Origin of the sequence: Streptomyces sp. NPDC127114, assembly GCF_042677525.1 — a bacterium.
In the GTDB taxonomy this organism is placed as follows: Bacteria; Actinomycetota; Actinomycetes; order Streptomycetales; family Streptomycetaceae; genus Streptomyces.
The window spans coordinates 9,648-32,205 of sequence record NZ_JBHXTJ010000028.1; the positions used below are offsets into that span (position 1 = coordinate 9,648).

A 22,558-nucleotide genomic window follows, 5' to 3' on the forward strand; every position below is an offset into this window, starting at 1 on the left:
TTTTTAATATTTTCTTTTGGTCCTCATTTACCCCGGGGGGGGGCGGGGGGGTGTGGGCGGCCCGCCCCGCTGCGGAAGAGCCCGCGAATACGCGCGAAAACTCGCGAGAACTCGCGAAGACCCGGTCAAGGCCGCCGATCAGGCGTCGACCTTCTCCATGACCTCGTCGCTGACGTCGAAGTTGGCGAAGACGTTCTGCACGTCGTCGCTGTCCTCGAGCGCGTCGATCAGCTTGAACATCTTGCGCGCGCCCTCCTCGTCGAGCTCGACCTGCATGCTCGGGACGAAGCTGGACTCGGCCGAGTCGTAGTCGATCCCGGCCTCCTGGAGCGCGGTGCGGACCGCGACCAGGTCGGTGGCCTCGCTGATGACCTCGAAGTTCTCGCCGAGGTCGTTGACCTCCTCGGCGCCCGCGTCGAGGACGGCGCCCAGGACGTCGTCCTCGGTCAGCTCGCCCTTGGGCAGCACGACGACGCCCTTGCGGTTGAACAGGTACGACACCGAGCCCGGGTCGGCCATGGAGCCGCCGTTGCGGGTCATGGCGACGCGCACGTCGGAGGCGGCGCGGTTGCGGTTGTCGGTGAGGCACTCGATGAGCACCGCGACACCGTTCGGGCCGTAGCCCTCGTACATGATCGTCTGGTAGTCGACGCCGCCGGCCTCGAGGCCGCCGCCGCGCTTGACGGCCGAGTCGATGTTCTTGTTGGGAACCGACTGCTTCTTGGCCTTCTGGATGGCGTCGTACAGCGTCGGGTTACCGTCCGGGTCGGCACCGCCGGTCCGGGCCGCGACCTCGATGTTCTTGATCAGCTTCGCGAAGAGCTTGCCGCGCTTGGCGTCGATCACGGCCTTCTTGTGCTTCGTCGTAGCCCATTTAGAGTGGCCGGACATCTGCCTGTCTCCTTCGCGTAACCAACTTCTTGAACGAACCCCAGAGATCCTACAAGGACCGGGTCACCGCTCGGCGCGCACCATGTCCACGAACAGCTCGTGAATCCGGTGGTCGCCGGTCAGCTCGGGGTGGAAAGAGGTGGCGAGGACCCTGCCCTGCCGGACGGCGACGATGTGGCCGTCGTGCTCGGCGAGCACCTCGACCGCGGCACCGACGGACTCCACCCAGGGGGCACGGATGAAGACGCCCTCGACGGGGGTGTCTATCCCGGCGACGGTGACGCCCGCCTCGAAGGACTCGTTCTGCCGTCCGAAGGCGTTGCGGCGCACGATCATGTCGATGCCGCCGAAGGTCTCCTGGCCCGAGCGCGGGTCGAGGATCTTGTCGGCGAGCATGATCAGGCCGGCGCAGGTGCCGTAGACCGGCATCCCCGCGGCGATCCGCTCGCGCAGCGGCTCCATCAGGCCGAACAGCACGGCCAGCTTGGAGATGGTGGTGGACTCGCCGCCCGGAATGACGAGGCCGTCGACCTCGGCGAGCTCCTCGGGGCGCCTGACGGGCCTGGCCACGGCGTCAGCCGCGGCCAGGGCGATCAGGTGCTCCCGTACGTCGCCCTGGAGTGCCAGGACACCAATCACGGGAGTGGTGCTCATCGGTGCTTACCAGCCCCGGTTCGCGTAGCGCTCGGCCTCGGGCAGGGTGTCGCAGTTGATGCCGACCATGGCCTCGCCCAGGTTGCGGGAGGCGTCCGCGATGATCTTCGGGTCGTCGTAGAAGGTGGTGGCCTTCACGATGGCGGCGGCGCGCTTGGCCGGGTCGCCCGACTTGAAGATGCCGGAGCCGACGAAGACGCCCTCGGCGCCGAGCTGGCGCATCAGCGCGGCGTCGGCCGGGGTGGCGACGCCACCGGCGGAGAACAGCACGACCGGCAGCTTGCCGAGCTCGGCGACCTCCTTGACGAGCTCGTACGGGGCGCGCAGCTCCTTGGCGGCGGCGTACAGCTCGTTGTTGTCGAAGCCGCGCAGCTTGGCGATCTCGTTCTTGATCTGGCGCAGGTGGCGGACGGCCTCGACGACGTTGCCGGTGCCGGCCTCACCCTTGGAGCGGATCATGGCCGCGCCCTCGGCGATGCGGCGCAGGGCCTCGCCCAGGTTGGTGGCGCCACAGACGAAGGGGGTGGTGAAGGCCCACTTGTCGGAGTGGTTGACCTCGTCGGCCGGGGTCAGGACCTCGGACTCGTCGATGTAGTCGACGCCGAGGGACTGCAGGACCTGGGCCTCGACGAAGTGGCCGATGCGGGACTTGGCCATGACCGGGATGGAGACGGCGTTGATGATGCCCTCGATCATGTCCGGGTCGGACATGCGGGCCACGCCGCCGTCCTTGCGGATGTCCGCGGGGACCCGCTCCAGGGCCATGACGGCGACCGCACCCGCGTCCTCGGCGATCTTCGCCTGCTCCGGGGTGACGACGTCCATGATCACGCCGCCCTTGAGCTGCTCGGCCATGCCGCGCTTGACGCGGGCGGTGCCGGTCTCGGGGGACTGGGGGGTGGTGGAAGGCGTGGTGGACACGGGTACCTCACATGTGACAACGGGGTTGACGACAAGAGCGAGGAAACAGGCCACGACCGGTCCACATCAAGGGCCAATGTGCAGCCGGTGGATCGTTTTCTCAGCTAACGAAGGCTGAGGCGGGTCAGCTGGGACGATCCGCAAGTGCGGCGGGCGGTTCGTCATCCATTTCGAAGGCCATCGGGAACGGGGCGTGGCCGGCCAGCCGGAACCAGCGCACCTTCCGGTGCCGGCGCAGCGCCCGGGCGGCCCGTACGGCGTCGTTGTGGAAGCGCCGGGCCATCGGGACCCGGCGGACCGCCGCCGCCAGCTCCCCGGCCGCCTCCTCGCCGCCGGGCGCCTCCCGTACGAGCTCGACCTGCTCCGGCTCCCCGAACACCGCGCGCAGCGCCTGGCTGAGCTCGCTCTCCGCGACCTCGCGGTGGTCCTCCTCGGCCTGGCGTGCGGCGTGCGCCGCCTCGTACAGCACGATCGACGCGGCCGGGTCGAGCACGCCGGAGGTGGCGAGCTCCTGGGTGACCGAGGCCCGGCGGAGCAACTGCGCGTCGAGCGCGGCCCGCGCGGCGTCGATGCGCGTGTGCAGCCGGTCGAGCCGCCCGGCGGTCCAGCTCAGGTAGACGCCGACGAGGATCAGCGCGACGACGGTCCAGATCAGGGTTTGGGTCACGGGCGCACAGGCTACCGGGGCAGCGGCAGGGTCCCTTCCCAGAGCTCGTGGTCGTGGGCGAACAGGACGCGCACCTGCCGCCCGGCCGCGAGCTCCCCGATCCGCCCGAGCCACGGGCGGTACGGCTTCCCGAACTCGTGCGCGAAGTCGTACGCCTGTCCCGCGAGGACCGTCAGGCGGTCGCCCTCGTCCAGCACCAGCGACTGGTGGCCCTCGGTGTGCCCGGGCGTCGGGACGACGCGCACTCCGGGTGCGATCTCGTGCTCGCCGTCGATCTCCTCGTACCGGACGCCCGGCAGCAGGGAGTCGATGGTGTGGCCGCCGGCGCGGGCGATGGCGAGCTCGGTGCGCTGGACCAGCACGGGGGTGTCGGGGAAGCGCTGGTTGGCGCCGATGTGGTCGAAGTGCAGATGGCAGTTGACCACGAGGTCGACGTCCTCCGGCCCGATCTCCAGGGGACGGCGCACCGGACGGTAGTGCGCGTCGGTCTCGGGAGACCCGGTCCCCATGCCGGTGTCGAAGAGCAGGCGCCCGCCGTCGTGGCGCACGAGGTACGCGAGCACGGGCTCCTCACGGTCGTGGGGGCCGCCCCACTCCGCGGCGGGGCGGACGAAGTATCCGAGATCGAGGCGCTCGACGGAGATCATCGCCCCAGGCTGCCACGGGCCGGCCGAGCGCGGAACCCGTCCCTTCCTCCGCACCTGAGACTCTCGGCGCCGACTCCGGGCGACGCCGTGACCTGCCGGAAGAGCCGCGTGAAGACCTGGTGAAGGAGATGATCATGGGAGGCCGGCCCCGGCTAGCCTGCCCGAATGAAACTCATGTTCGGACGAAGAAGCCGTGTCGCCCGGCTTGCCCTCGGTGCGGCCGTGGCCGCCTCCGTCCTGCTTCCCACCCAGTCCGCGCAGGCCGCCTCGGGCCTTGACCCGTTCGCCGCGAACTTCAAGCTCACCCGCGTGGACGGCGACAAGACGGCCCTCATCGACTCCGCCGAGGCCTCCGGAGTCACCAGGGCGTCCGTCACCGACGTCCTGGGCGCCCGTACCGGACGCCCGGGGCTGTGTCACGCCACCGGTCTGAACGGCGCCCTGAAGCCCGCCGGGTTCTGCTGGGACGACGAGGACGACCGGTCGAACTACGCCGACGCCGCGGGTGGTTGGATGCCGCAGGGCTTCGCCGGTTCGCATGCCGCCACCGCCGACGGGCTGTACGCGGGCCGGTCCCTCACGGCCACCTCCTGGTACCACGGCACGTACGTCAAGGACCGCACTCCGCCCACCGTCGAGGACTACGCGCGGGTCACCATCGCCGAGTCGGCCGGCGGCCAGGTCCGGTACGGCCACATCGCGCTCGTGGAGCCGATCACCGGCAACTTCAAGCAGCTCGCGTACCCCTCGCACGCGGACGGCGTCGCCTGGTACGGCAACCGGCTGTTCGTCGCCAACGGCGCGGAGCTCCAGGTCTTCGACCTGACGCGGATGTGGCGCATGACCGACACCACGAGCGCCCTCACCGGCATCTCGGCGGGCAAGACCTCTGCCCGCTACCACCTCTGGGCGATGCCGCTCGTCGCCCGCTACAGCACCGTCAGCAGCGCCGCGGTCGACGCCCTCTCCACGGCCTACGTCAACAACAGCCCCCGCGCGTGCGGTCCGTCGGTCAACAACGAGCTGTGCCTGAGCAGCCTGAGCATCGACCGCTCGGGAGCGACCCCTGCCCTGGTCTCGGTGGAGAACAGGAGCCAGGGCGGCGCCCGCATCGTCCGCTGGCCGCTGTCGACCCTCGGCACCGGCCTGCCCGCCACGGTCGCCTCGGAGACCACGGGCTACACCTCTCCCGTGTGGGGCATCCAGGGCACCGCCACGGACGGCACCACCTACTACATGAGCGGCACCTGCCCGACGTACTGGCCGGGCGGCACCGAGCTCTACTCCTGCATCCACGTGGCCAAGCCCGGCGAGGCGCCGCACGTCCTCACCCAGGCGCCGCAGCTGACCCAGGGCCTGTCCTGGGACCCGCTCGCCAAGCGGCTCTGGGGGGCCAACGAGGCCCTGGTGGATTCCAGCGGGCCGCGCAGGGTCGTGTTCGACATCGAGCCCGACGCCGGCAAGCCCGTCGACGGCTGGAGCTGGCTCACCAACTTCCACGTGGTGGGCTCCGTCTGTGCGACGCCCCAGGGCAACGGCACCGCCAACGGCACTCCGATCACCGTGTGGACCTGCACGGGATCGGACGTGCAGCGGTGGAAGTACGAGAACGGCCTGATCGTCCACAAGGCGAGCGGCAAGTGCATCACCCCCGAGGCGAACGGCGCCAACACCAACGGCGCACTGCTGACCCTCTGGACGTGCAATCCGGCCAGTGACGTCCAGCGGTTCTCGCCGTCGGCCGACGGCAGCGCCGTGAACGCCTACGGCAAGGCCATCACGCCGAAGGGCAACTCCCTGAACAACGGCGTGTGGCTGACCCTGTGGACCCAGGGCAGCCCCACCCCCGACGCCCAGGACTGGGTGGTGAAGGGCTTCTAGGCCGTTCCTTTCGGACCAGGACCCGGCCAGGATCCGAAAGAGACGGCCTGGTCCCCGCACCCGGTCCCCCGGACGCGGACACGGACGAAGGGGCCGGCCCCTCCCCAGGGCCGGCCCCTTCGTCCTCACGGCTTCCGGCAGGGGGAAGCCCCGGGCCCTACAGGCCCAGCCTGGCCCGCAGGCCGCCGTTCGCGCGTTCGTCCGTGGCCACCGAGGCCGCGCCGTCCGTCACCGTCTCGTAGACGGCCAGGATGTCCGCGCCGACCGTCGACCAGTCGAAGCGGCGGACATGCGCCGAGCCGCGCTCGCTGAGCTCCGCGCGGCGGGTCTCGTCTCCGAGGAGCGCGATCGCGCGGTTCGCCAGGTCGTCCGCGTCCTCGTTGGCGAAGAGCTCGCCCGCCCCGCCCTGGTCCAGGACCTGGGCGAAGGCGTCCAGGTCCGAGGCGAGGACCGGCGCGCCCGCCGACAGCGCCTCGACGAGGATGATGCCGAAGCTCTCGCCGCCCGTGTTGGGCGCCACGTACACGTCGACGCTCCGCAGCAGCCGCGCCTTGTCCTCGTCGCTGACCATGCCGAGGAACTCGACCCTGGAGCGCATCTCGCGCGGCAGGGAGGCGACGGCCTCCTCCTCGTCGCCGCGGCCGGCGACGAGCAGCCGGGTGTCCGGCCGCTCGGCGAGGATCTTCGGCAGGGCCCGCATGAGGACCGGCAGGCCCTTGCGCGGTTCGTCGATCCGCCCGATGAAGCCGAGCGTGCCTCCGGACCACTCCTTCTTGGGCTCCGCCCGGGCGAAGAAGTCGACGTCGACGCCGTTCGGGATGACGACCGCGTCGCCGCCCAGGTGCTCGACCAGCGTCCGCCGCGCGTACTCGCTGACCGCGATCCGCGCGCTGATCTTCTCCAGCGCCGGCTGGAGGATCGGATACGCGGCGATCATCGCCCGCGAACGCGGGTTGGAGGTGTGGAACGTGGCCACGAGCGGCCCGGTCGCCGCCCAGCAGGTGAGCAGGCCGAGCGACGGGGACGTCGGCTCGTGGATGTGGACGACGTCGAAGGTGCCCTCGTGCAGCCAGCGCCGCACCCGCGCCGCCGACAGGAAGCCGAAGTTGAGCCGGGCCACGGAGCCGTTGTACGGCACGGGCACGGCACGCCCCGCCGACACCACGTACGGCGGCAGCGGGGTCTCGTCGTCGGCGGGCGCGAGGACGGAGACCTCGTGGCCGAGCCTGATCAGGTGCTCCGCGAGGTCGCGGATGTGGAACTGGACGCCGCCCGGCACGTCCCAGGAGTACGGGCAGACGATGCCGATCCTCACGTGCGCCGCTCCCCCTCGCGCTCCTCCAGGTCGGCGAGCCACAGCCGCTGAAGCATGTGCCAGTCCTCCGGGTGCTCGGCGATGCCCCCGGCGAAGACGTCGGCGAGGGCCTGTGTCATGGAGGACGTCTTCTCGGCGCGGGTACCTGACTCGGGTACCTCGATCGGTGCGTGGACCTGCCCCCGCATGACGTCGGTGTCGTCGTACCAGAGCGTCACCGGCAGCAGCAGCGCGCCCGTCTGCTGGGCGAGCATCGCCGGCCCCGCGGGCATCCGGGCCTTCTCGCCGAAGAAGGAGACCTCGACGCCGGAGGCGGACAGGTCCCGGTCCGCGACCAGGCAGACCAGGCCGCCGGCCCGCAGCCGCCGCGCCAGCGTGCCGAACGCGGCGCCGCCGGTGTGCGGCAGCACCTCCATGCCGAGGGACTCCCGGTACGCGACGAACCGGTCGTACAGCGACTCGGGCTTCAGCCGCTCGGCGACGGTCGTGAAGGGGACGCCCAGCGCGCGGGTGACCCAGACGCCGGCGAGGTCCCAGTTGCCCATGTGCGGCAGCGCGAGGATGACGCCCCGGTCCGAGGCGAGGCCGTCCGTCAGATGGTGCACGTCCTTGGGGTCGAAGCTGCCGGCGGCCCGCTCCTTGCTCCAGGTCGGCAGCCGGAAGGACTCCATCCAGTAGCGCATGTACGAGCGCATGCCCGCCTTCGAGAGCTCGGCGAGCCGCTCGGGCGTGGCGTCCGGCACGACCCGGGCGAGGTTGGACTCCAGCCGCAGCACGCTCTTGCCGCGCCGCTTCCACGCCGTGTCGGCGATCCGCCGGCCGAGGCCCTTCGCCACCGGCTCGGGCAGCTTCTTCACGGTGGCCCAGCCGAGGCCGTACAGGCCGTCGGTCACACTGTCCTTGACGCTCACGACGCCGCCTCGCTCCCCCGTGCGGCGGCATCGGCCTCCGCCGCCTCCCTGCGTACGGTCACCACCCGCTGCCCGAGGGTCACCGCCGAACCGACCGCCACGATCCACAGGGCGACGGGCAGCAGCACCTGGATGCCGGGCACGCCGAAGGCGTGGAGTCCGGCCAGACCCGCCGCGACCAGCGAGATCACCAGCCGCTCGGCGCGCTCGACCAGACCGTTGACGGCGACCGGCAGGCCAATCGATTCGCCGCGCGCCTTGGTGTAGGACACCACCTGACCGCTGGCCAGGCAGAAGATCGACACCGCGCAGAGCACGTTGTCGTTGCCGCCGCCCGCGTACCAGAGGGCGAAACCGCCGAAGATGGCCCCGTCGGCGACCCGGTCCAGGGTCGAGTCGAGGAACGCTCCCCAACGGCTGGAGACACCGGCCTGCCGGGCCATGTTGCCGTCGACGAGGTCCGAGAAGACGAACAGCGTGATGACGATCGTGCCCCAGAAGAACTCGCCGCGGGGGAAGAAGACCAGGGCGCCGGCCACGACTCCGGCGGTGCCGATGAGCGTGACGGTGTCGGGGCTGACGCCCCGGCGGAGCAGAAACGCGGCGAACGGTGTGAGGACACGCGTGAAAAACGCACGCGCGTACTTGTTCAGCATGGCCTTGAGGCCTTCCCGAGGTTCGTGGGCCGCGCGGCCCCTACGACCACCGGCTCACCCATCGTAGCCACGCGGGCCCCCGCGGGAGCGGCGGCACCCGCCTGTGGCGTCGGCACCCCGGCGGAGGCCCGGCGCCCGCACCGCGCGCGGCCCGTCGCCGCGCCGCGCGCTTGCCCCGATCGTCCCGTCGCCGCGCCGCGTGCGCGTACGACGTATGGACGAGCCATGACGTCGGTGCAAAGCTCGAAGGACACCTCACCGCACGAGCAGTACGCAGCAGTCGGGAGGAAGAAATCATGGGCGACAAGGCGAACCCCCACTCCGGAGCCGCCGGCAGGGCTCCAACGGCCGACCGGCCCTCGGCCGTACGGAACGTGGTGCTGGTCGGCCACAGCGGATCGGGAAAGACGACCCTCGTCGAGGCCCTGGCGCAGACCGCCGGAGCGGTCAACCGGGCAGGACGGGTCGAGGACGGCGCCACGGTCTCCGACTACGACGAGATCGAGCACCGTCAGCAGCGTTCCGTACAGCTCTCGCTCGTCCCGGTGGAATGGGGCGGCTACAAGATCAACATCCTGGACACTCCCGGATACGCCGACTTCGTCGGGGAGCTGAGGGCCGGTCTGCGCGCGGCGGACGCGGCCCTCTTCGTCGTCTCGGCGGCCCAGGAGGCCGACGCGGTGGTCGGCTCGACCCGCGCCGTGTGGGAGGAGTGCGCCGCCGTCGGCATGCCGCGGGCGATCGTCGTCACCCACCTCGACACGGCACGCACCGACTTCACCGCCCTCACCGAGCTCCTCGGCTCGCTCTTCGGCGGCGACGACCCCGACGCCGTGCTCCCGCTGTACCTGCCCGTACGCGGCGCCGAGGGCGCCGACGGGCACGCGCCCACCACCGGTCTGGTCGGCCTGCTCACGGAGCGGATCTTCGACTACTCCACGGGCGTGCGCCGGGAGGACCCGCCCGACGAGACGCAGCGGCCGCTGATCGCGGAGGCCAGGGCCCGGCTGATCGAGGGGATCATCGCCGAGAGCGAGGACGAGACCCTCATGGACCGCTATCTCGGCGGAGAGGAGATCGACCTCAAGACACTGGTCGACGACCTGGAGAAGGCGGTCGCGCGCGGCACCTTCCATCCGGTGCTCGCCGCGGCCCCGGCGACGGACGGCGGGAAACAGGGCCTCGGCACGGTCGAACTGCTCGAACTGGTCACCGGCGGCTTCCCCAGCCCGCTCGAACGCGAGGCGCAGGCCGTGACCACCCCGGAGGGGCAGTCGCGCCCGGCGGTGACCTGCGATCCCGACGGGCCGCTGGTCGCCGAGGTCGTGAAGACCTCCTCCGACCCGTACGTCGGCCGGATCTCGCTCGTCCGGGTCTTCTCCGGCACCCTGCGGCCCGACGAGACCGTCCACGTCTCCGGGCACGGACTGGCCGACCGCGGGCACGAGGACCACGACGTCGACGAGCGGGTCGGCGCGCTGACCTCGCCGTTCGGCAAACAGCAGCGCACCCTCGCGCACTGCGTCGCGGGCGACCTGGCCTGCGTCGCCAAGCTGGCGCGCGCCGAGACCGGCGACACGCTCTCCTCGAAGGACGCGCCGCTTCTGATGGAGCCCTGGACGATGCCGGAGCCGCTGCTGCCGCTCGCCATCGAGGCGCACAGCAAGGCCGACGAGGACCGGCTCTCGCAGGGCCTCGCCCGCCTCGTGGCCGAGGACCCCACCATGCGGCTCGAACAGAACCAGGACACCCACCAGGTCGTCCTGTGGTGCCTGGGCGAGGCGCACGCGGACGTGGCCCTGGAGCGGCTGCGCGGGCGGTACGGCGTGCAGGTCGACACGGTGCCGCACAAGGTGTCGCTGCGCGAGACCTTCGGCGGGCCCTCGGCCGGGCGCGGCCGGCACGTCAAGCAGTCGGGCGGCCACGGCCAGTACGCGATCTGCGAGATCGACGTGGAGCCGCTGCCGCCGGGCAGCGGCATCGAGTTCGTCGACAAGGTGGTCGGCGGGGCCGTACCGCGCCAGTTCATCCCGTCCGTCGAGAAGGGCGTACGCGCCCAGGCGGCCCGTGGCGTGGCCGCCGGCTATCCGCTGGTCGACATCCGGGTCACGCTGCGGGACGGCAAGGCGCACTCGGTCGACTCCTCCGACGCGGCCTTCCAGACGGCCGGCGCGCTGGCCCTGCGGGAGGCGGCGGCCGAGGCGGCGATCCACCTCCTGGAGCCCGTGGCCGAGGTGAGCGTGCTCGTCCCGGACGAGTACGTGGGCGCGGTGATGAGCGACCTGTCGGGGCGGCGCGGCCGGGTGGTCGGCACCGAGCAGGCGGGGCCGGGCCGGACGGTGGTGCGGGCCGAGGTGCCGGAGATCGAGATCGGACGGTACGCGGTCGAGCTGCGTTCCGTCTCGCACGGCACGGGCAGCTTCGACCGCTCGTACGCGCGGCACGAGGCGATGCCCGCGCATCTGGCGGACAAGATGCGCCAACAGGCGGCGAAGGCCGCGTAGCTGACGCGTCGCCGGCCGACGCGTCGACAGCCGGTGCCGCCCGTCCGACTCCCCTCCGGCGGGCGGCATCCGGCCGACCCCTCGTGCATTCGGCCGACCCCTCGCGCTCCGGTGACGCATGCGTCGCCACCCGGTTACGCTGTGGTGCCCAGCTCAGAAGGTGTGCGGGGCGCGGCAGTTGGGAACAGCCCGCACAGGAACCGTGGTGATGGGGGCGGCAGTGACGATCGGCAGTTTCGGACCCGGGGCGCAGATCCCCCTCCAGGGATCGGACGCACAGACGGCGGCGACCCATGCGCTCGCCTCCGCCGCGTACCGCGACAGCCCGGTCGAGGCGATCCTCGACGCCAACAACGAGTGGCACAAGTCCACCGTCAAGGAAGGGAAATGGAAGAAGCTCTTCCGTCCCGACCTCGGCGAGGCCTTCTCCCGCGCCGTCCAGGTCCGCATGCTCGGCGGCGCCCGCAAGCCCCTCATCCAGTCCTTCGGCGCGGACCCCCAGCCGGTCGTCGAGCACTGCCTGGCCGCCACCGGCATCCGCAAGCAGCGCGACATCAAGCTGACCCTGGTCACCTTCTTCTTCGGCGTGCTGTTCCTGCCCGGTCTGCTGCTGTGGCTGGGCGTGATCCAGCTGCGCCGGATCGCCGCGGGCTCCGAGAACAGGCGCACCAGCGCCGTCGGCACCGCCCTGCTCGCCGCCGCCGGCCTCTTCGCCCTGCTCGTCCTCCTCAAGCTGCCGTTCGACGGGCTGCTGCCGAACTATCTGCGCGCCATGATCGTGGCGCCCGTCGTCGGCTGGTTCCTGGCCCGCCGGATCTGCGAGAGGACCGCCCAGGACCTGCGCGAGCGCTGGACCGCGCTGCTCAGCGGCGGCGGACTCGGCGCCGCCGTGCCCGAGGCGGTACCGAAGGACCCGACCGAGAAGGCCGCCGAGGAGCTGCGCCTCAACCTGGAGAAGCTGGGCGCCGAGCAGCAGTCGAACGTCGTCTTCTACGCCGGCCCCAAGGGAATACTGGGCATGGGCACCCGATGGGGCAGCTGGACCCTCGCCGAGGAGCTGGTGCCCCGCGACGGCAAGGAGATCCACGACTTCCGCGCCTGGGACGTCGTCCGGCAGATCCACACCGAGCTGACGCTCCTCGAGCGCGGCTCGCTGAAGACCGGCTTCCCCAAGCCGACCGTGAAGCACTGGATCGTGTCGCCGGTCGGCGAGGGCGCCGACGAGGTCGCCCGCCCCGAGGGCGAGAACATCGTGCACTTCCAGGTGAAGCCGCACGAGATACAGCGCATCTGCAACGACCAGCAGTTCGGCAGCGGAAACCGGCACTACCTGGGCGTTCAGTTCACGCTCTGGGACGGTCAGCTGGTCCTGACCATGATGGTGACGGTCACCTCGCTCCACCACACCCTGCGCGTCGAGGTCACCGGCCACGCCCTCGGCCCGGTCCACTCGCTCTTCACCACCAAGCCGAAGGCGAAGACCAAGGAGGTCTCCAAGACCGTCAGGTTCTGGGAGACCCGGGAGATCAAGCTTCCGCTGACCGACACCGACGACGTCGTGCGCCAGGCCGTGCGCGCCCCGCTCACCTGGTTCCCGCCGGTCCTGGACTTCCTCGGCGGCAAGCTGGTCCTGCCGGAGCCCTTCGGCCTGCGCCACGCCTGGGCCGGCCAGCCCTGGCGGCACCGCTTCATGGCCGACGACGCGATCCGCGCGGCGACGCCGGTGCTGCGGGCGGTGCACGCCGCGACCATCAGGGTGCTCGACGATCACGGCGTGGACACCGAGCGCTTCAGCGCCCGCTCGCTGGTCCTCAGCGGGGGCATCCAGGACCCCGGCCCGAAGAAGGCCGACATCTACGACGCGTAGGGCGGGCGCCGCGGACGGACCCGGATCAGATGCCGGCCGGCCAGGCGTCGGCCAGCATCTTCCGGGTGTCGGCGAGCAGCTGCGGCAGCACCTTGGTGTGGCCGACCACCGGCATGAAGTTGGTGTCGCCGCCCCAGCGCGGAACGACGTGCTGGTGCAGGTGCGCGGCGATGCCGGCGCCCGCGACCGTGCCCTGGTTCATGCCGATGTTGAAGCCGTGGGCGCCCGAGGCCGCGCGCAGCGCGACCATGGCCCGCTTGGTGAACTCGCCGAGCTCGGCCGTCTCGGCCGCGTCGAGGTCGGTGTAGTCGGCGACGTGCCGGTACGGGACCACCATGAGATGGCCGCCGTTGTACGGGTAGAGGTTCAGCACCGCGTACACGCTCGAGCCGCGCGCTATCACCAGGCCGTCCTCGTCCGACTTCGAGGGGATCGTGCAGAACGGACAGCCGTCCTCGGCACCCGGCCCGGTCGGCTTGTTCTCGCCCTGGATGTACGCCATCCGGTGAGGCGTCCACAGGCGCTGGAACGCGTCCTGCGTTCCCACTCCGATCTGCTGCTCCGGCTCAGTCGTCATGCTGTGCAGCATATTGCTTCGCCCGTTCGGAACGTGTCGCCGGGGCGCGGGATCCATGCAGGGGCCATGCTGATCCGATGAGAGAGAGGCCGCCGATCCCGCCCGCGCAGGAGCGCTGGGACCGCTGGATGGAGACCCCGCTGACGGTGACCGCCCTGGTCTTCCTCGGCGCCTACGCGGTGCGGATCCTCGTCCACCACCTGCCGCCGGCCGTGCGCGACCTGTGTCTCGCCCTCACCTTCGCCTCCTGGGCGGTCTTCCTCGTGGACTACGTCGTACGGCTCCGGCTGAGCGGCCTCGGCCTGGTCCGCTTCGTACGGCACCACCTCCTCGACACGGTGGTGCTGGTCCTGCCGCTGCTGCGCCCGCTGCGGATCGTGAGCGTCTACGACCGGGTGCAGCGCCGCCACGACCAGCCCCGGCTCTCGCTGCACGCCCGGGTCATGGCGTACGCGGGGATGACGGCCGGCCTGCTGGGCTTCGCGGGGGCGCTGACCGTGTACGAGGTCGAGTACGACGCGCCGGGCGCCTCGATCCGCACGTTCGGGGACGCGGTGTGGTGGGCGTGCGCGACGCTGGCGACGGTCGGGTACGGGGACGAGGTCCCGGTGACGCCGGTCGGGCGGCTGACGGCGGTGGGCATGATGGGCTGCGGTCTGGCGCTGCTGGGCGCGGTGACGGGTTCGTTCTCGTCCTGGCTGATCCAGGCGTTCACCCGGGAGGACGAGCGGGAGGACGGGAAGAGGCCCCCGGGGGATTCCCCGGGGGCCTCCTAGCCCCGCTGAGGCGGGGAGCAGGACGCGGTTCCGTACACGCGCTGCAGCATCGGCGGACCATCCTCGCTCACGCGGGGAGCACGTCACACCTGGACGCGTCGCTCCACCACGTCAACGAGCTTGGCCAGCGCCTCGTCACGGGGAACCCCGTTCTCCTGCGAGCCGTCGCGGTAGCGGAACGACACCGTGCCCGCGTTCATGTCGTCGTCGCCAACGATGATCATGAACGGCACCTTGAGCTTCTGGTGGTTCCTGATCTTCTTCTGCATGCGGTCCGACGAGGCGTCCACCTCGACCCGCAGGCCCTTCTTCTTCGCCTCGGCGGCGAACTCCTGCAGGTACTCGACGTGCGCGTCGCCGATCGGGATGCCGACCGCCTGCACGGGGGCCAGCCACGGCGGCATGGCGCCCGCGTAGTGCTCCAGGAGCACCGCGAAGAACCTCTCGATGCTGCCGAACAGCGCACGGTGGATCATGACCGGCCGCTGGCGCGAGCCGTCCGCCGACGTGTACTCCAGGTCGAAGCGCTCCGGCAGGTTGAAGTCCAGCTGGATGGTGCTCATCTGCCAGGTACGGCCGATGGCGTCCTTCGCCTGCACGGAGATCTTCGGGCCGTAGAAGGCCGCACCGCCCGGGTCGGGGGTCAGCGGGAGGCCCTGCTTCTCGGCGACCTGCCGCAGGGTCTCGGTGGCCTCCTCCCACACCTCGTCCGAGCCGACGAACTTCTTCTCGTCCTTGGTGGACAGCTCCAGGTAGAAGTCGGTCAGACCGTAGTCACGGAGCAGGTTCAGGACGAAGGTGAGCGTCTTGTCGAGCTCCTCCGACATCTGCTCACGGGTGCAGTAGATGTGCGCGTCGTCCTGGGTGAAGCCACGGGCCCGGGTCAGGCCGTGCACGACACCGGACTTCTCGTACCGGTACACGGTGCCGAACTCGAACAGCCTCAAGGGCAGCTCACGGTAGCTGCGCCCGCGCGCGTCGAAGATCAGGTTGTGCATCGGGCAGTTCATGGGCTTGAGGTAGTAGTCGGTACCACCGTCGAGCTGCATGGGGGGGTACATGCCCTCGGCGTACCAGTCCAGGTGGCCGCTCTTCTCGAAGAGGGCGCCCTTGGTCGCGTGCGGCGAGTAGACGAACTCGTACCCGTGCTCTTCGTGCCTCTTGCGCGAGTAGTCCTCCATGACCCGGCGGATGATGCCACCGCGCGGGTGGAAGACGGCGAGGCCGGAGCCGATCTCGTCCGGGATGGAGAAGAGGTCGAGCTCGGTGCCGAGCTTGCGGTGGTCGCGCTTCTCGGCCTCGGCGAGGAAGTCGAGGTGGGCCTTCAGCTCGTCCTTCGACGGCCAGGCGGTGCCGTAGATGCGCTGGAGCTGCTTGTTCTTCTCGTCGCCGCGCCAGTACGCCGAGGCGTTGCGCATCAGCTTGAACGCCGGGATGTTGCGGGTGGTCGGCAGGTGCGGACCGCGGCAGAGGTCCTTCCAGCACAGCTCGCCGGTCTTGGCGTCCAGGTTGTCGTAGATGGTCAGCTCGCCGCCGCCCACCTCGACGTTCGCGCCGTCGTCGGTCGACGCGGCGCCCTTGATGCCGATGAGCTCCAGCTTGTACGGCTCGCCGGCGAGCTCCTCGCGGGCCGCCTCGTCGGTCACCACACGGCGCGAGAAGCGCTGGCCACGCTTCTGGATCTCCTGCATGCGCTTCTCGATGGCCTTGAGATCCTCGGGCGTGAACGGCTTCTCGACGTCGAAGTCGTAGTAGAAGCCGTCCCGGACCGGCGGGCCGATGCCCAGCTTGGCCTCGGGGAACAGCTCCTGCACGGCCTGGGCCATCACGTGCGCGGTGGAGTGGCGCAGGATGTTCAGACCGTCCTCGGAGGAGATCTCCACGCCCTCGACGACGTCGCCCTCGGCGAGCTCGTACGACAGGTCCTTCAGCTCGCCCGCGACCCGGGCGGCGATGACGGTGCGGTCGTCGGCGAACAGGGCGCCGGCCGTGGTGCCCGCGCTCACCGTCCTCTCCTCTGAACCTGAGGCGGACCGGACGGTCACACGGACTTCAGACACGGGTGCTCCATACATAGGGGCGCGGGCAGACACGAGGTGCCGGCGCCAACGGTGCACGGCAGAGACGAGGTGCCGCGCAGCCTTGATCCTACCCGGGGCGCCCCGCCCGGCCTCAGTCGTCGCCCGGCCCGCAGGCCTCCCCGAAGAAGTCCGGATCGTGGAGCGACTTCATCATCCGGTCCCGTTCGGCCTCGTCCACCTGCACCGGTACGAGGCCGGTCGCGTCGGTCAGGCGGCGGAAGCCGCCGCGGCTCTCCAGCCGGCCGGTGACCCGGACGGGCAGGCCGAGGAGATGGGCGTGGCCGGCGGTGCGGTAGGCGTCCTCGTCGAGGGTGACCCGGACGTGCCCGACCTCGGCCCCGGCGAGGACGCGCAGCCGCACGGTGCCCTCGCCGCGCGGGCCGGAGCGGCGCATGCGGACCACGGCGCCGGTGATCCGCACCGGTACGGCGGGCTCGTCGCGCAGATAGCGGGCGCCGGCCTCGCGCAGCGCCGGCAGGTCGCCGGGCGAGAACTCGACGGGCTCGGGGCGCGCGGCGCAGCCGGCCGGGGTGCCGGCGGCCGGGGACCATGCGAGGGCGATGCTCGCGCCCTCGGTGCCGCGCACGAGCCCGACCAGCGCCTCGGTGAGCTCGCGGCTGACGCCGGCCTCGACGGCGGTGTCGAAGGCCTCCATGCCGCCGGTCGCGCGCCGGTAGTCGACGGCCTCCCGGGCGGCGTGGAGCGCGTGGTACAGCCGCACCGACACCGGGCGGCCGGGGTCGACGGGCAGGAAGGCGGTCAGGCCGCGGCCACCCGGCGCCGCGCCGACGACGACGGACTCCAGGGAGGTCTGCGCCTGCCGCCGGTGCCGGGCCCCGTGGTAGCCGGCGCGGCCGCGTACGGCGAGGGCGCCGGCGAGCAGCACTCCGCGCGCCGCGCTCCTGAGCTGTTCCTGCACGGGCCAGGGCACGGAGCCGGCGGGTCCCGGCGGCACGTCGCGCCACCAGCGGATCTCGTCGCTGGGGACGGCGAGTCCGGTGAGGACCTCGCGGGCGCTGGGGTCGGCGCTTCGGGCGAGGGCGGTCAGCGCCTCGCCGATCAGGTCCTCGCAGTCGGGGAAGGCGCGGCTCTCCGGTACGAGGAGGCTGGTGCCGCGGCTGACCGACGCCGGTCCGGGCGGTGACCAGCGGCTGTAGCGGCCGACGGCGCCGCCGCGGCGGCGCCAGCCGTGCCGGGCGAGCAGCGCGCCGAGGACCCGCGGGTCGACGCCGCCCGGGTCGGGGGCCTCCGCGGCGTCCGCCCAGGGCCCGACGGGCGCGGCGGGGACGCCGCTCCAGTGACCGGGCAGGTCGCCGGGGGCGGGGTGCGGCTGGGGCCGGAAGGAGGGCGGGCCCGGGTGTGCGGGCGGGAGGCCCCGGTCAAGGCCGTGACCGGCCCCGTTCTCGGGTTCGTCGATCGGCCGGTGCATCAGGGTCTCCCTCCCACGCCGACCCGGGCCATGATCTCGCAGAGCGCCCGGTCGTCGAAGATCCGTGCCGTCGGGATGCGCACGGTGGTCCTGCGCCGTCCCGTGACCGGGTGCCCGGCCAGGTTGATCCAGTAGCAGCAGTGCCGCAGGTCGAGCCCGTCGTGCCCGGCCCGCAGCCAGTCCTCCCGGTCGCGCGGCACGAGCATCACGACCAGGATCTTGTGGACCGCCACCGGGGTCCGCGCGAGCTTCACCAGGTGCTCGTTGTCGAGCGTGAAGGCGAAGGACCCGGTCGCGTCCCCGGCCGACCGGGGCGGCAGCTGGTAGGTGCACTTCAGCTGCACCTTGATGGTCACCTCGTCGTCGACGGTGTGACCGGGAGCGCTGTGACTCACGTGCCAGTCGATGCCGTTGTCCGGAAACGGCTGCGACAGCGAGCAGCCCGCCGCCGCCGCGACCGCGTGGAGGTACCCCACCTGGAGGGTCTCCATGCAGGCGGTGGTGGCGAGTGAGCCGCGCAGCGGTGCTGCCCGCTGGGGCGGCAGCCCATCCGACTCGGGCTGGGCGAGCGCCATGTCAATTCCCTTCCCCGTCACCTGTGTTGTGACCGGTCCGCGTACGGCGCAAACAGCCCGGGTATCAACGATTCGGGCAGGGGGATGGCCATCTGCCGCGCACGTGCGAGGAGTTCGGGGATGACGACGCACTGGTACGAAGGGCCCCTGGCGGCATTCGACACGGAGACGACGGGAGTGGACGTCGAGGAGGACCGGATCGTGTCCGCCGCCCTCGTCGTCCAGGACGCGGCGGGCATGCGGCCGCGGGTGACACGCTGGCTGGTGAACCCGGGTGTGCCGGTGCCGCCCGGGGCCACCGCCGTGCACGGTCTGACGGACGATCACCTCCAGCGCAACGGGCGGTGGCCGTCGCCCGTGATGGAGGAGCTGGCCCGCGCGATAGCCGAACAGAGCGCGGCGGGACGCCCGTTGGTGGTGATGAACGCCCCGTTCGACCTGACGATCCTGGACCGCGAGCTGCGCCGCCATCGCGCCTCCTCGCTGGCCCGCTACACGGAGCACGTCCCGCTCTGCGTCCTCGACCCGCGGGTCCTGGACAAGCACCTGGACCGTTACCGCAAGGGCCGGCGGACGCTGACGGACCTGTGCGAGCAGTACGGGGTGGTGCTGGACGGCGCGCACGACGCGGCGGCGGACGCGCAGGCGGCGATGGAGGTCGTACGGGCGGTGGGGCGGCGGTTCACCGCGCGGCTCGAACGGCTGACGCCGGCCGAACTGCACACGCTCCAGGCGGTGTGGCACGCGGCACAGGCCCGGGGCCTGCAGGCCTGGTTCGCCCGCCAGGGCACGCCCGAGGCGGTGGACCCGGCCTGGCCGCTGCGCCCGGAGCTGCGGACGGCGGCGTGAGGCCGCCGGAAACGGCTGAGGCCGGTCCGTCTGACGACGGACCGGCCTCTCCCGGTGGGCGATACTGGGATCGAACCAGTGACCCCTTCGGTGTGAACGAAGTGCTCTCCCGCTGAGCTAATCGCCCGGGCAACGCGTTGAACCATACAGGCCCGACGGGGCTCGGTTCAAACCGGCGGCGGCGAGGCCCGCAGGTGGGCGGCGAGGCCACGGCGTCCGCCGCGCATCATCAGGGCGTGGTTGGCGCGGAACAGCGGCCGTCCGGGCACGGCGAGCGTGCGCATCAGCGGGCTGCGGACCTCGACCTCCTGCTCGTACAGGGCACGGGTGCCGGCGCCCTCGGCGGCGAGGGTCCAGCGCGCCCAGCCGTCCAGGTCGCCGCGCAATCCGACCTCCAGGACACGGGCGGCCGGGTCGCGGCGCAGGACCTCGGTGGCGACCACGAGCTCGTACGGGAGGACGGAGCGGAAGCGCGCGGTGCCGGTGCGGTCGTCGACGGCGACGACCTCGCGGACCTGGGGCCACCAGCGCGGGTAGTCCTCGGCCCGTTCGAGGACGGCGTAGACGGCGTCGGGCGGCGCGGGAAGACGCCAGACGCTGCGGAAGCGGTAGCGGCACCAGTCCATGGGCCCAGTGTGGGCCACCCGGGCACGGGCCGGTGCGGTCGGCCCGGTCACGACCGGCGCGGCTCGGGCAGGGGCCGGTGGGGGCCACTCGGGCAGGGGCCGGTGCGGCTCGCTCGGGCAGAGGCCGGCGCGGGCGGCCCGGGCAGGGGCTACTCAGACGCGGATCTGAGTACGCGCGCGCATCCCCTTTCCCCGTGTCCGGCGTCACACTCCGGCTATGGAATCCTCCCTGCCTCCCGCGGAAGAGCTGGTGCTCGTCGACCGCGAACTGGCCCGACTCGACGCCCGCCGGGCGCAGTTGCTGCTCCGGCGGGACTGGCTGCTGCGGGTGCTGAACGCGCAGCTGCCCGCCGCGCCGGTGCCGCCGGCGCACGCCGCGGCGTCCGTGGGCGTGCCGGCGTCGCCGCGGGCCGAGGCGACGCCGCGCAGCACCCAGAACGTGCTGCTCACCCTGGGCGGGGTGCTGCTGACCGTCGCCGCGCTGGTCTTCACCCTGGTCAGCTGGGGTTCGATGGGCATCGGCGGCCGGTCCGCGGTCCTGGCGGCGGTGACCTCGGCCGCGCTGTCGGCCCCGGTGGTCCTGCTGCGCCGCGGGCTGCGGTCGACCGCGGAGTCGGTGGCGGCGCTCGGCCTGGTCCTGACGGTGCTCGACGCCTACGCCCTGCACCGGGTGGCGCTGCCGGACACGCGCGGACTCGCGTACGCGGCGGTGGCGTCGGCGGTTCTCGCGGGCGTCTGGGCGGCGTACGGCTCGGCCCTCGGCCGGCTGCGGATCCCGCTTCCGGCCGCCGTGGCCGCCGCCCAACTGCCGCTGCCCCTGGGTGTGCTGGCCGCCGGTGGCGGTGTCGTCCCCTTCGCGTGGGCGGTGCTCGCGACGGCGGTCCTGGACCTCGGCGCCGTGCTGTGGGCCAGGCCGCTGCCGGTGCGGGTGACGGCGGGCGTGGGAGCGGCGGGTCTGGGCGGCTGGGCGCTGCTCACGGGTCTGTTCCTGTCCTTCGCGACCCCGCTGCGCGCGGCCCCGCTGCTGCTCGTGTGCGCCGCGGTGCTGCTGTTCCTCGCGGTGCGCCACCGCGGCTCCGCGCTCGCCTCCGCCGTGGTGGCGGGGGTGGCGGTCGTCGCCGCGGCGGGCGGGCTGGTGCGGGCCGTCGCGCCGGAGGCCTGGGAGGTCCCGGCGTACGCGGTGTGCGGTGCGGCCCTGGCGGCCGGGGCTTGGTGGGCGGCCGGAGTCCGGAACCTCTCCGGCGGTGCGGTGCGGGACGGGCTCGCCCTCGCGGGCGGCGGCGTGCTGGGGCTCGCCGTGGCGTGGGCGGTGCCGCCGGTGGCGGCCGGGTCGCTGGGGCCGCTGGCCCGCCGGACGGCGGTGTGGTCGGGTGAGCACTCCGCTCCCGTCCTGGCCGGGTATCCCGCGACGGCTCCGCTGGTGCTGCTGCTCGCGGCCGCGGCCCTCGCGGTGGTGCCCCGCCTGTGGGCCCGCTGCGGCGCCCTCGTTCTCGGCTGGGCGGTGCTCACCGCGCTGCCGGTGTCGCTGGACCTGCCGTACGCGGCGACGCTCGCGCTCATGCTGGTGACGGCGGCGGCGGCCTCGGTGCTCGCCGTCCGCCCAGGGCCGTCGGCACGGGGGCTCAAGCCGGGCGCAGGGGCGCGACCGGCCCCGGCCCCGGATCCGTCCCTTGCCCCGTCCGGTTGGGCGCTCCGCCCGATGGCCGCGGTCGCGCGGGAGGTGGAGCCCACGGCGGTCCTGGGCCGGCTCGCGTTCGCGTGCGGGCTCACGTCCGCGGGCGGGGCGGTGGCGCTGGGGCTGGACGCGCGCGGCGCCACGTTCGGGGTGCTGGGAGTGCTCGCGGTCCTGTTCGGCGCGGTCGCGGTGGCCGGCGAGGGGGCCCGGCGGCTGGTCGGGGCCTGCGCGGCCGTGCTGACGGTGGCGGGTCTGGTCGGTGCCGGGTCGGCGGCGGCCGGGCTCGGGGTGGCGGTGAGCGGTCTCGTGCTGCTGGCCGTGCCGGCCGGGACGGCCGCGGCCGGTGCGTGGCTGCGGCGCCGTCCGGTGGCGGTGGCGGTGGAGGCCACGGGCGCGGCGGTGGGGCTGTGCGCGCTGGTCCTCACGGTGGGGCGGCCCGCGCTGCTCGCGCCGGCGCTGGCGCTCGGCGGGGTGGTCGCGGCGGCGACGGCGGTACGGCCGGAGCGGCGCCCGGTCGCCTCGTGGGTCGCGGCGGGGCTGTTCCTGCTCGCCACGTGGGTGCGGCTCGCGGTCTGGGAGGTGACGGCACCGGAGGCGTACACGCTGCCGGTGACCGTCCCGGCCCTGGTGGTGGGCGTGCTGCGGCGCCGCCGCGACCCGGAGGCCTCGTCGTGGACGGCGTACGGGCCGGGTCTGGCGGCGACGCTGGTGCCGAGCCTCTTCGCCGCCTGGGCCGACCCCCACTGGACGCGGCCGCTGCTCCTGGGCGCCGCGGCGCTCGGGGTGACGCTGCTCGGCGCACGGTTCCGGCTCCAGGCGCCGCTGCTCCTCGGCGGGGCGGTGCTGGCCCTGGACGGGCTGCACGAGCTCGCGCCGTACGTGGTGCAGGCGGTGGGCGCGCTGCCGCGCTGGCTGCCGCCGGCCCTGGCGGGTCTGCTGCTGCTCGCGGTGGGTGCGACGTACGAGCAGCGGCTGCGGGACGCCCGCAGGCTCCGGGAGCGGCTCGGCCGGCTGCGCTGACCGGCGGCGGGCGGCGGTCCGCAGCGGCGGGCGGCG

The 22,558-nt window shown here is 72.6% G+C and carries 19 protein-coding genes and 1 tRNA gene; 6 read left to right on the forward strand and 14 right to left on the reverse strand.

Annotation, left to right across the window (positions count from 1 at the left end):
* Positions 1-138: 138 nt before the first annotated feature.
* The 5 genes from ACFVGS_RS25360 to ACFVGS_RS25380 form a co-directional block, all read right to left on the reverse strand.
* A complete protein-coding gene (locus tag ACFVGS_RS25360; RefSeq protein ID WP_384416607.1) occupies positions 139-891 on the reverse strand; it encodes a YebC/PmpR family DNA-binding transcriptional regulator in 753 nt (250 codons plus the stop codon).
* 63 nt (positions 892-954) lie between these two features.
* The gene (gene pdxT, locus ACFVGS_RS25365) at positions 955-1,545 is read right to left on the reverse strand and encodes a pyridoxal 5'-phosphate synthase glutaminase subunit PdxT (RefSeq protein ID WP_384416604.1); all 591 of its coding nucleotides are present in this window, start codon (positions 1,543-1,545) and stop codon (positions 955-957) included.
* A 6-nt stretch (positions 1,546-1,551) separates the two neighbouring features.
* Positions 1,552-2,466 (reverse strand): pyridoxal 5'-phosphate synthase lyase subunit PdxS, encoded by a 915-nt coding sequence (gene pdxS / locus ACFVGS_RS25370; protein ID WP_384416601.1) that lies wholly within the window; start codon positions 2,464-2,466, stop codon positions 1,552-1,554.
* Positions 2,467-2,590: 124 nt separating this feature from the next.
* Complete coding sequence (locus ACFVGS_RS25375) at positions 2,591-3,133, reverse strand: hypothetical protein (protein ID WP_384416598.1); 543 nt, start codon at positions 3,131-3,133, stop codon at positions 2,591-2,593.
* A gap of 11 nt (positions 3,134-3,144) precedes the next feature.
* Positions 3,145-3,780 (reverse strand): N-acyl homoserine lactonase family protein, encoded by a 636-nt coding sequence (locus ACFVGS_RS25380; RefSeq protein WP_385693767.1) that lies wholly within the window; start codon positions 3,778-3,780, stop codon positions 3,145-3,147.
* A gap of 165 nt (positions 3,781-3,945) precedes the next feature.
* On the opposite strand from ACFVGS_RS25380, the gene ACFVGS_RS25385 reads away from it, so the two are divergent.
* Positions 3,946-5,661, forward strand: a complete 1,716-nt coding sequence (locus ACFVGS_RS25385) for a ricin-type beta-trefoil lectin domain protein (RefSeq protein ID WP_384416593.1) — start codon at positions 3,946-3,948, stop codon at positions 5,659-5,661.
* A 157-nt stretch (positions 5,662-5,818) separates the two neighbouring features.
* Here the strand turns inward: ACFVGS_RS25385 and ACFVGS_RS25390 are convergent, their stop codons facing one another.
* Genes ACFVGS_RS25390 through pgsA form a run of 3 tightly spaced genes read right to left on the reverse strand, consistent with a single transcriptional unit; the run spans position 5,819 to position 8,543 of the window.
* Positions 5,819-6,976 carry a glycosyltransferase family 4 protein gene (locus tag ACFVGS_RS25390; RefSeq protein WP_384416590.1) on the reverse strand — a complete coding sequence of 386 codons (1,158 nt, stop codon included), beginning with the start codon at positions 6,974-6,976 and terminating at the stop codon, positions 5,819-5,821.
* Entirely contained in the window at positions 6,973-7,887 is a 915-nt protein-coding gene (locus tag ACFVGS_RS25395) for a phosphatidylinositol mannoside acyltransferase (RefSeq protein WP_384416587.1), read from the reverse strand. The genes ACFVGS_RS25390 and ACFVGS_RS25395 overlap by 4 nt, the downstream gene beginning before the upstream one ends.
* A complete protein-coding gene (pgsA, locus tag ACFVGS_RS25400; RefSeq protein WP_384416584.1) occupies positions 7,884-8,543 on the reverse strand; it encodes a phosphatidylinositol phosphate synthase in 660 nt (219 codons plus the stop codon). Before pgsA ends, ACFVGS_RS25395 begins: the two co-directional genes overlap by 4 nt.
* Positions 8,544-8,839: 296 nt before the next feature.
* Here pgsA and ACFVGS_RS25405 point away from each other — a divergent pair, with 296 nt between their 5' ends.
* Positions 8,840-11,047, forward strand: coding sequence for an elongation factor G-like protein EF-G2 (locus ACFVGS_RS25405; protein ID WP_384416581.1), 2,208 nt, complete (start codon positions 8,840-8,842; stop codon positions 11,045-11,047).
* A gap of 208 nt (positions 11,048-11,255) precedes the next feature.
* The gene (locus tag ACFVGS_RS25410; RefSeq protein ID WP_385693768.1) at positions 11,256-12,914 is read left to right on the forward strand and encodes a hypothetical protein; all 1,659 of its coding nucleotides are present in this window, start codon (positions 11,256-11,258) and stop codon (positions 12,912-12,914) included.
* 25 nt (positions 12,915-12,939) lie between these two features.
* Here the strand turns inward: ACFVGS_RS25410 and ACFVGS_RS25415 are convergent, their stop codons facing one another.
* Positions 12,940-13,503, reverse strand: coding sequence for an HIT family protein (locus tag ACFVGS_RS25415; RefSeq protein WP_384416576.1), 564 nt, complete (start codon positions 13,501-13,503; stop codon positions 12,940-12,942).
* Between the two features lie 65 nt (positions 13,504-13,568).
* Between ACFVGS_RS25415 and ACFVGS_RS25420 the strand changes: the two genes are divergently transcribed.
* Positions 13,569-14,267 carry a potassium channel family protein gene (locus ACFVGS_RS25420; RefSeq protein ID WP_384416573.1) on the forward strand — a complete coding sequence of 233 codons (699 nt, stop codon included), beginning with the start codon at positions 13,569-13,571 and terminating at the stop codon, positions 14,265-14,267.
* An 83-nt stretch (positions 14,268-14,350) separates the two neighbouring features.
* On the opposite strand, the gene thrS is transcribed toward ACFVGS_RS25420, so the two are convergent.
* The 3 genes from thrS to ACFVGS_RS25435 form a co-directional block, all read right to left on the reverse strand.
* Positions 14,351-16,327 (reverse strand): threonine--tRNA ligase, encoded by a 1,977-nt coding sequence (thrS, locus tag ACFVGS_RS25425; RefSeq protein ID WP_385693769.1) that lies wholly within the window; start codon positions 16,325-16,327, stop codon positions 14,351-14,353.
* A gap of 112 nt (positions 16,328-16,439) precedes the next feature.
* Positions 16,440-17,777 (reverse strand): hypothetical protein, encoded by a 1,338-nt coding sequence (locus ACFVGS_RS25430; protein WP_385693770.1) that lies wholly within the window; start codon positions 17,775-17,777, stop codon positions 16,440-16,442.
* Complete coding sequence (locus ACFVGS_RS25435) at positions 17,777-18,352, reverse strand: DUF4365 domain-containing protein (RefSeq protein WP_384416565.1); 576 nt, start codon at positions 18,350-18,352, stop codon at positions 17,777-17,779. Before ACFVGS_RS25435 ends, ACFVGS_RS25430 begins: the two co-directional genes overlap by 1 nt.
* A 120-nt stretch (positions 18,353-18,472) precedes the next feature.
* Here ACFVGS_RS25435 and ACFVGS_RS25440 point away from each other — a divergent pair, with 120 nt between their 5' ends.
* Complete coding sequence (locus ACFVGS_RS25440; RefSeq protein WP_384416562.1) at positions 18,473-19,201, forward strand: 3'-5' exonuclease; 729 nt, start codon at positions 18,473-18,475, stop codon at positions 19,199-19,201.
* A 55-nt stretch (positions 19,202-19,256) separates the two neighbouring features.
* On the opposite strand, the gene ACFVGS_RS25445 is transcribed toward ACFVGS_RS25440, so the two are convergent.
* Positions 19,257-19,328 (reverse strand) — tRNA-Val (locus ACFVGS_RS25445).
* Between the two features lie 40 nt (positions 19,329-19,368).
* Positions 19,369-19,827 (reverse strand): SRPBCC family protein, encoded by a 459-nt coding sequence (locus ACFVGS_RS25450; protein WP_385693771.1) that lies wholly within the window; start codon positions 19,825-19,827, stop codon positions 19,369-19,371.
* A 217-nt stretch (positions 19,828-20,044) separates the two neighbouring features.
* On the opposite strand from ACFVGS_RS25450, the gene ACFVGS_RS25455 reads away from it, so the two are divergent.
* Positions 20,045-22,522, forward strand: a complete 2,478-nt coding sequence (locus tag ACFVGS_RS25455) for an SCO7613 C-terminal domain-containing membrane protein (protein WP_385693772.1) — start codon at positions 20,045-20,047, stop codon at positions 22,520-22,522.
* Positions 22,523-22,558: the final 36 nt, after the last annotated feature.

What these genes read in the sequence shown, in the direction of transcription:
- ACFVGS_RS25405 (WP_384416581.1), top strand. Translation starts at nt 8,840, where the DNA reads ATGGGCGACAAGGCGAACCCCCACTCCGGAGCCGCCGGCAGGGCTCCA.
- ACFVGS_RS25450 (WP_385693771.1), bottom strand. Translation starts at nt 19,827, where the DNA reads ATGGACTGGTGCCGCTACCGCTTCCGCAGCGTCTGGCGTCTTCCCGCG.
- ACFVGS_RS25385 (WP_384416593.1), top strand. Translation starts at nt 3,946, where the DNA reads ATGAAACTCATGTTCGGACGAAGAAGCCGTGTCGCCCGGCTTGCCCTC.
- ACFVGS_RS25455 (WP_385693772.1), top strand. Translation starts at nt 20,045, where the DNA reads ATGGAATCCTCCCTGCCTCCCGCGGAAGAGCTGGTGCTCGTCGACCGC.
- ACFVGS_RS25430 (WP_385693770.1), bottom strand. Translation starts at nt 17,777, where the DNA reads ATGCACCGGCCGATCGACGAACCCGAGAACGGGGCCGGTCACGGCCTT.
- pdxT (WP_384416604.1), bottom strand. Translation starts at nt 1,545, where the DNA reads ATGAGCACCACTCCCGTGATTGGTGTCCTGGCACTCCAGGGCGACGTA.
- ACFVGS_RS25410 (WP_385693768.1), top strand. Translation starts at nt 11,256, where the DNA reads ATGGGGGCGGCAGTGACGATCGGCAGTTTCGGACCCGGGGCGCAGATC.
- ACFVGS_RS25415 (WP_384416576.1), bottom strand. Translation starts at nt 13,503, where the DNA reads ATGCTGCACAGCATGACGACTGAGCCGGAGCAGCAGATCGGAGTGGGA.
- ACFVGS_RS25435 (WP_384416565.1), bottom strand. Translation starts at nt 18,352, where the DNA reads ATGGCGCTCGCCCAGCCCGAGTCGGATGGGCTGCCGCCCCAGCGGGCA.
- ACFVGS_RS25420 (WP_384416573.1), top strand. Translation starts at nt 13,569, where the DNA reads ATGAGAGAGAGGCCGCCGATCCCGCCCGCGCAGGAGCGCTGGGACCGC.
- ACFVGS_RS25440 (WP_384416562.1), top strand. Translation starts at nt 18,473, where the DNA reads ATGACGACGCACTGGTACGAAGGGCCCCTGGCGGCATTCGACACGGAG.
- ACFVGS_RS25380 (WP_385693767.1), bottom strand. Translation starts at nt 3,780, where the DNA reads ATGATCTCCGTCGAGCGCCTCGATCTCGGATACTTCGTCCGCCCCGCC.
- ACFVGS_RS25360 (WP_384416607.1), bottom strand. Translation starts at nt 891, where the DNA reads ATGTCCGGCCACTCTAAATGGGCTACGACGAAGCACAAGAAGGCCGTG.
- pgsA (WP_384416584.1), bottom strand. Translation starts at nt 8,543, where the DNA reads ATGCTGAACAAGTACGCGCGTGCGTTTTTCACGCGTGTCCTCACACCG.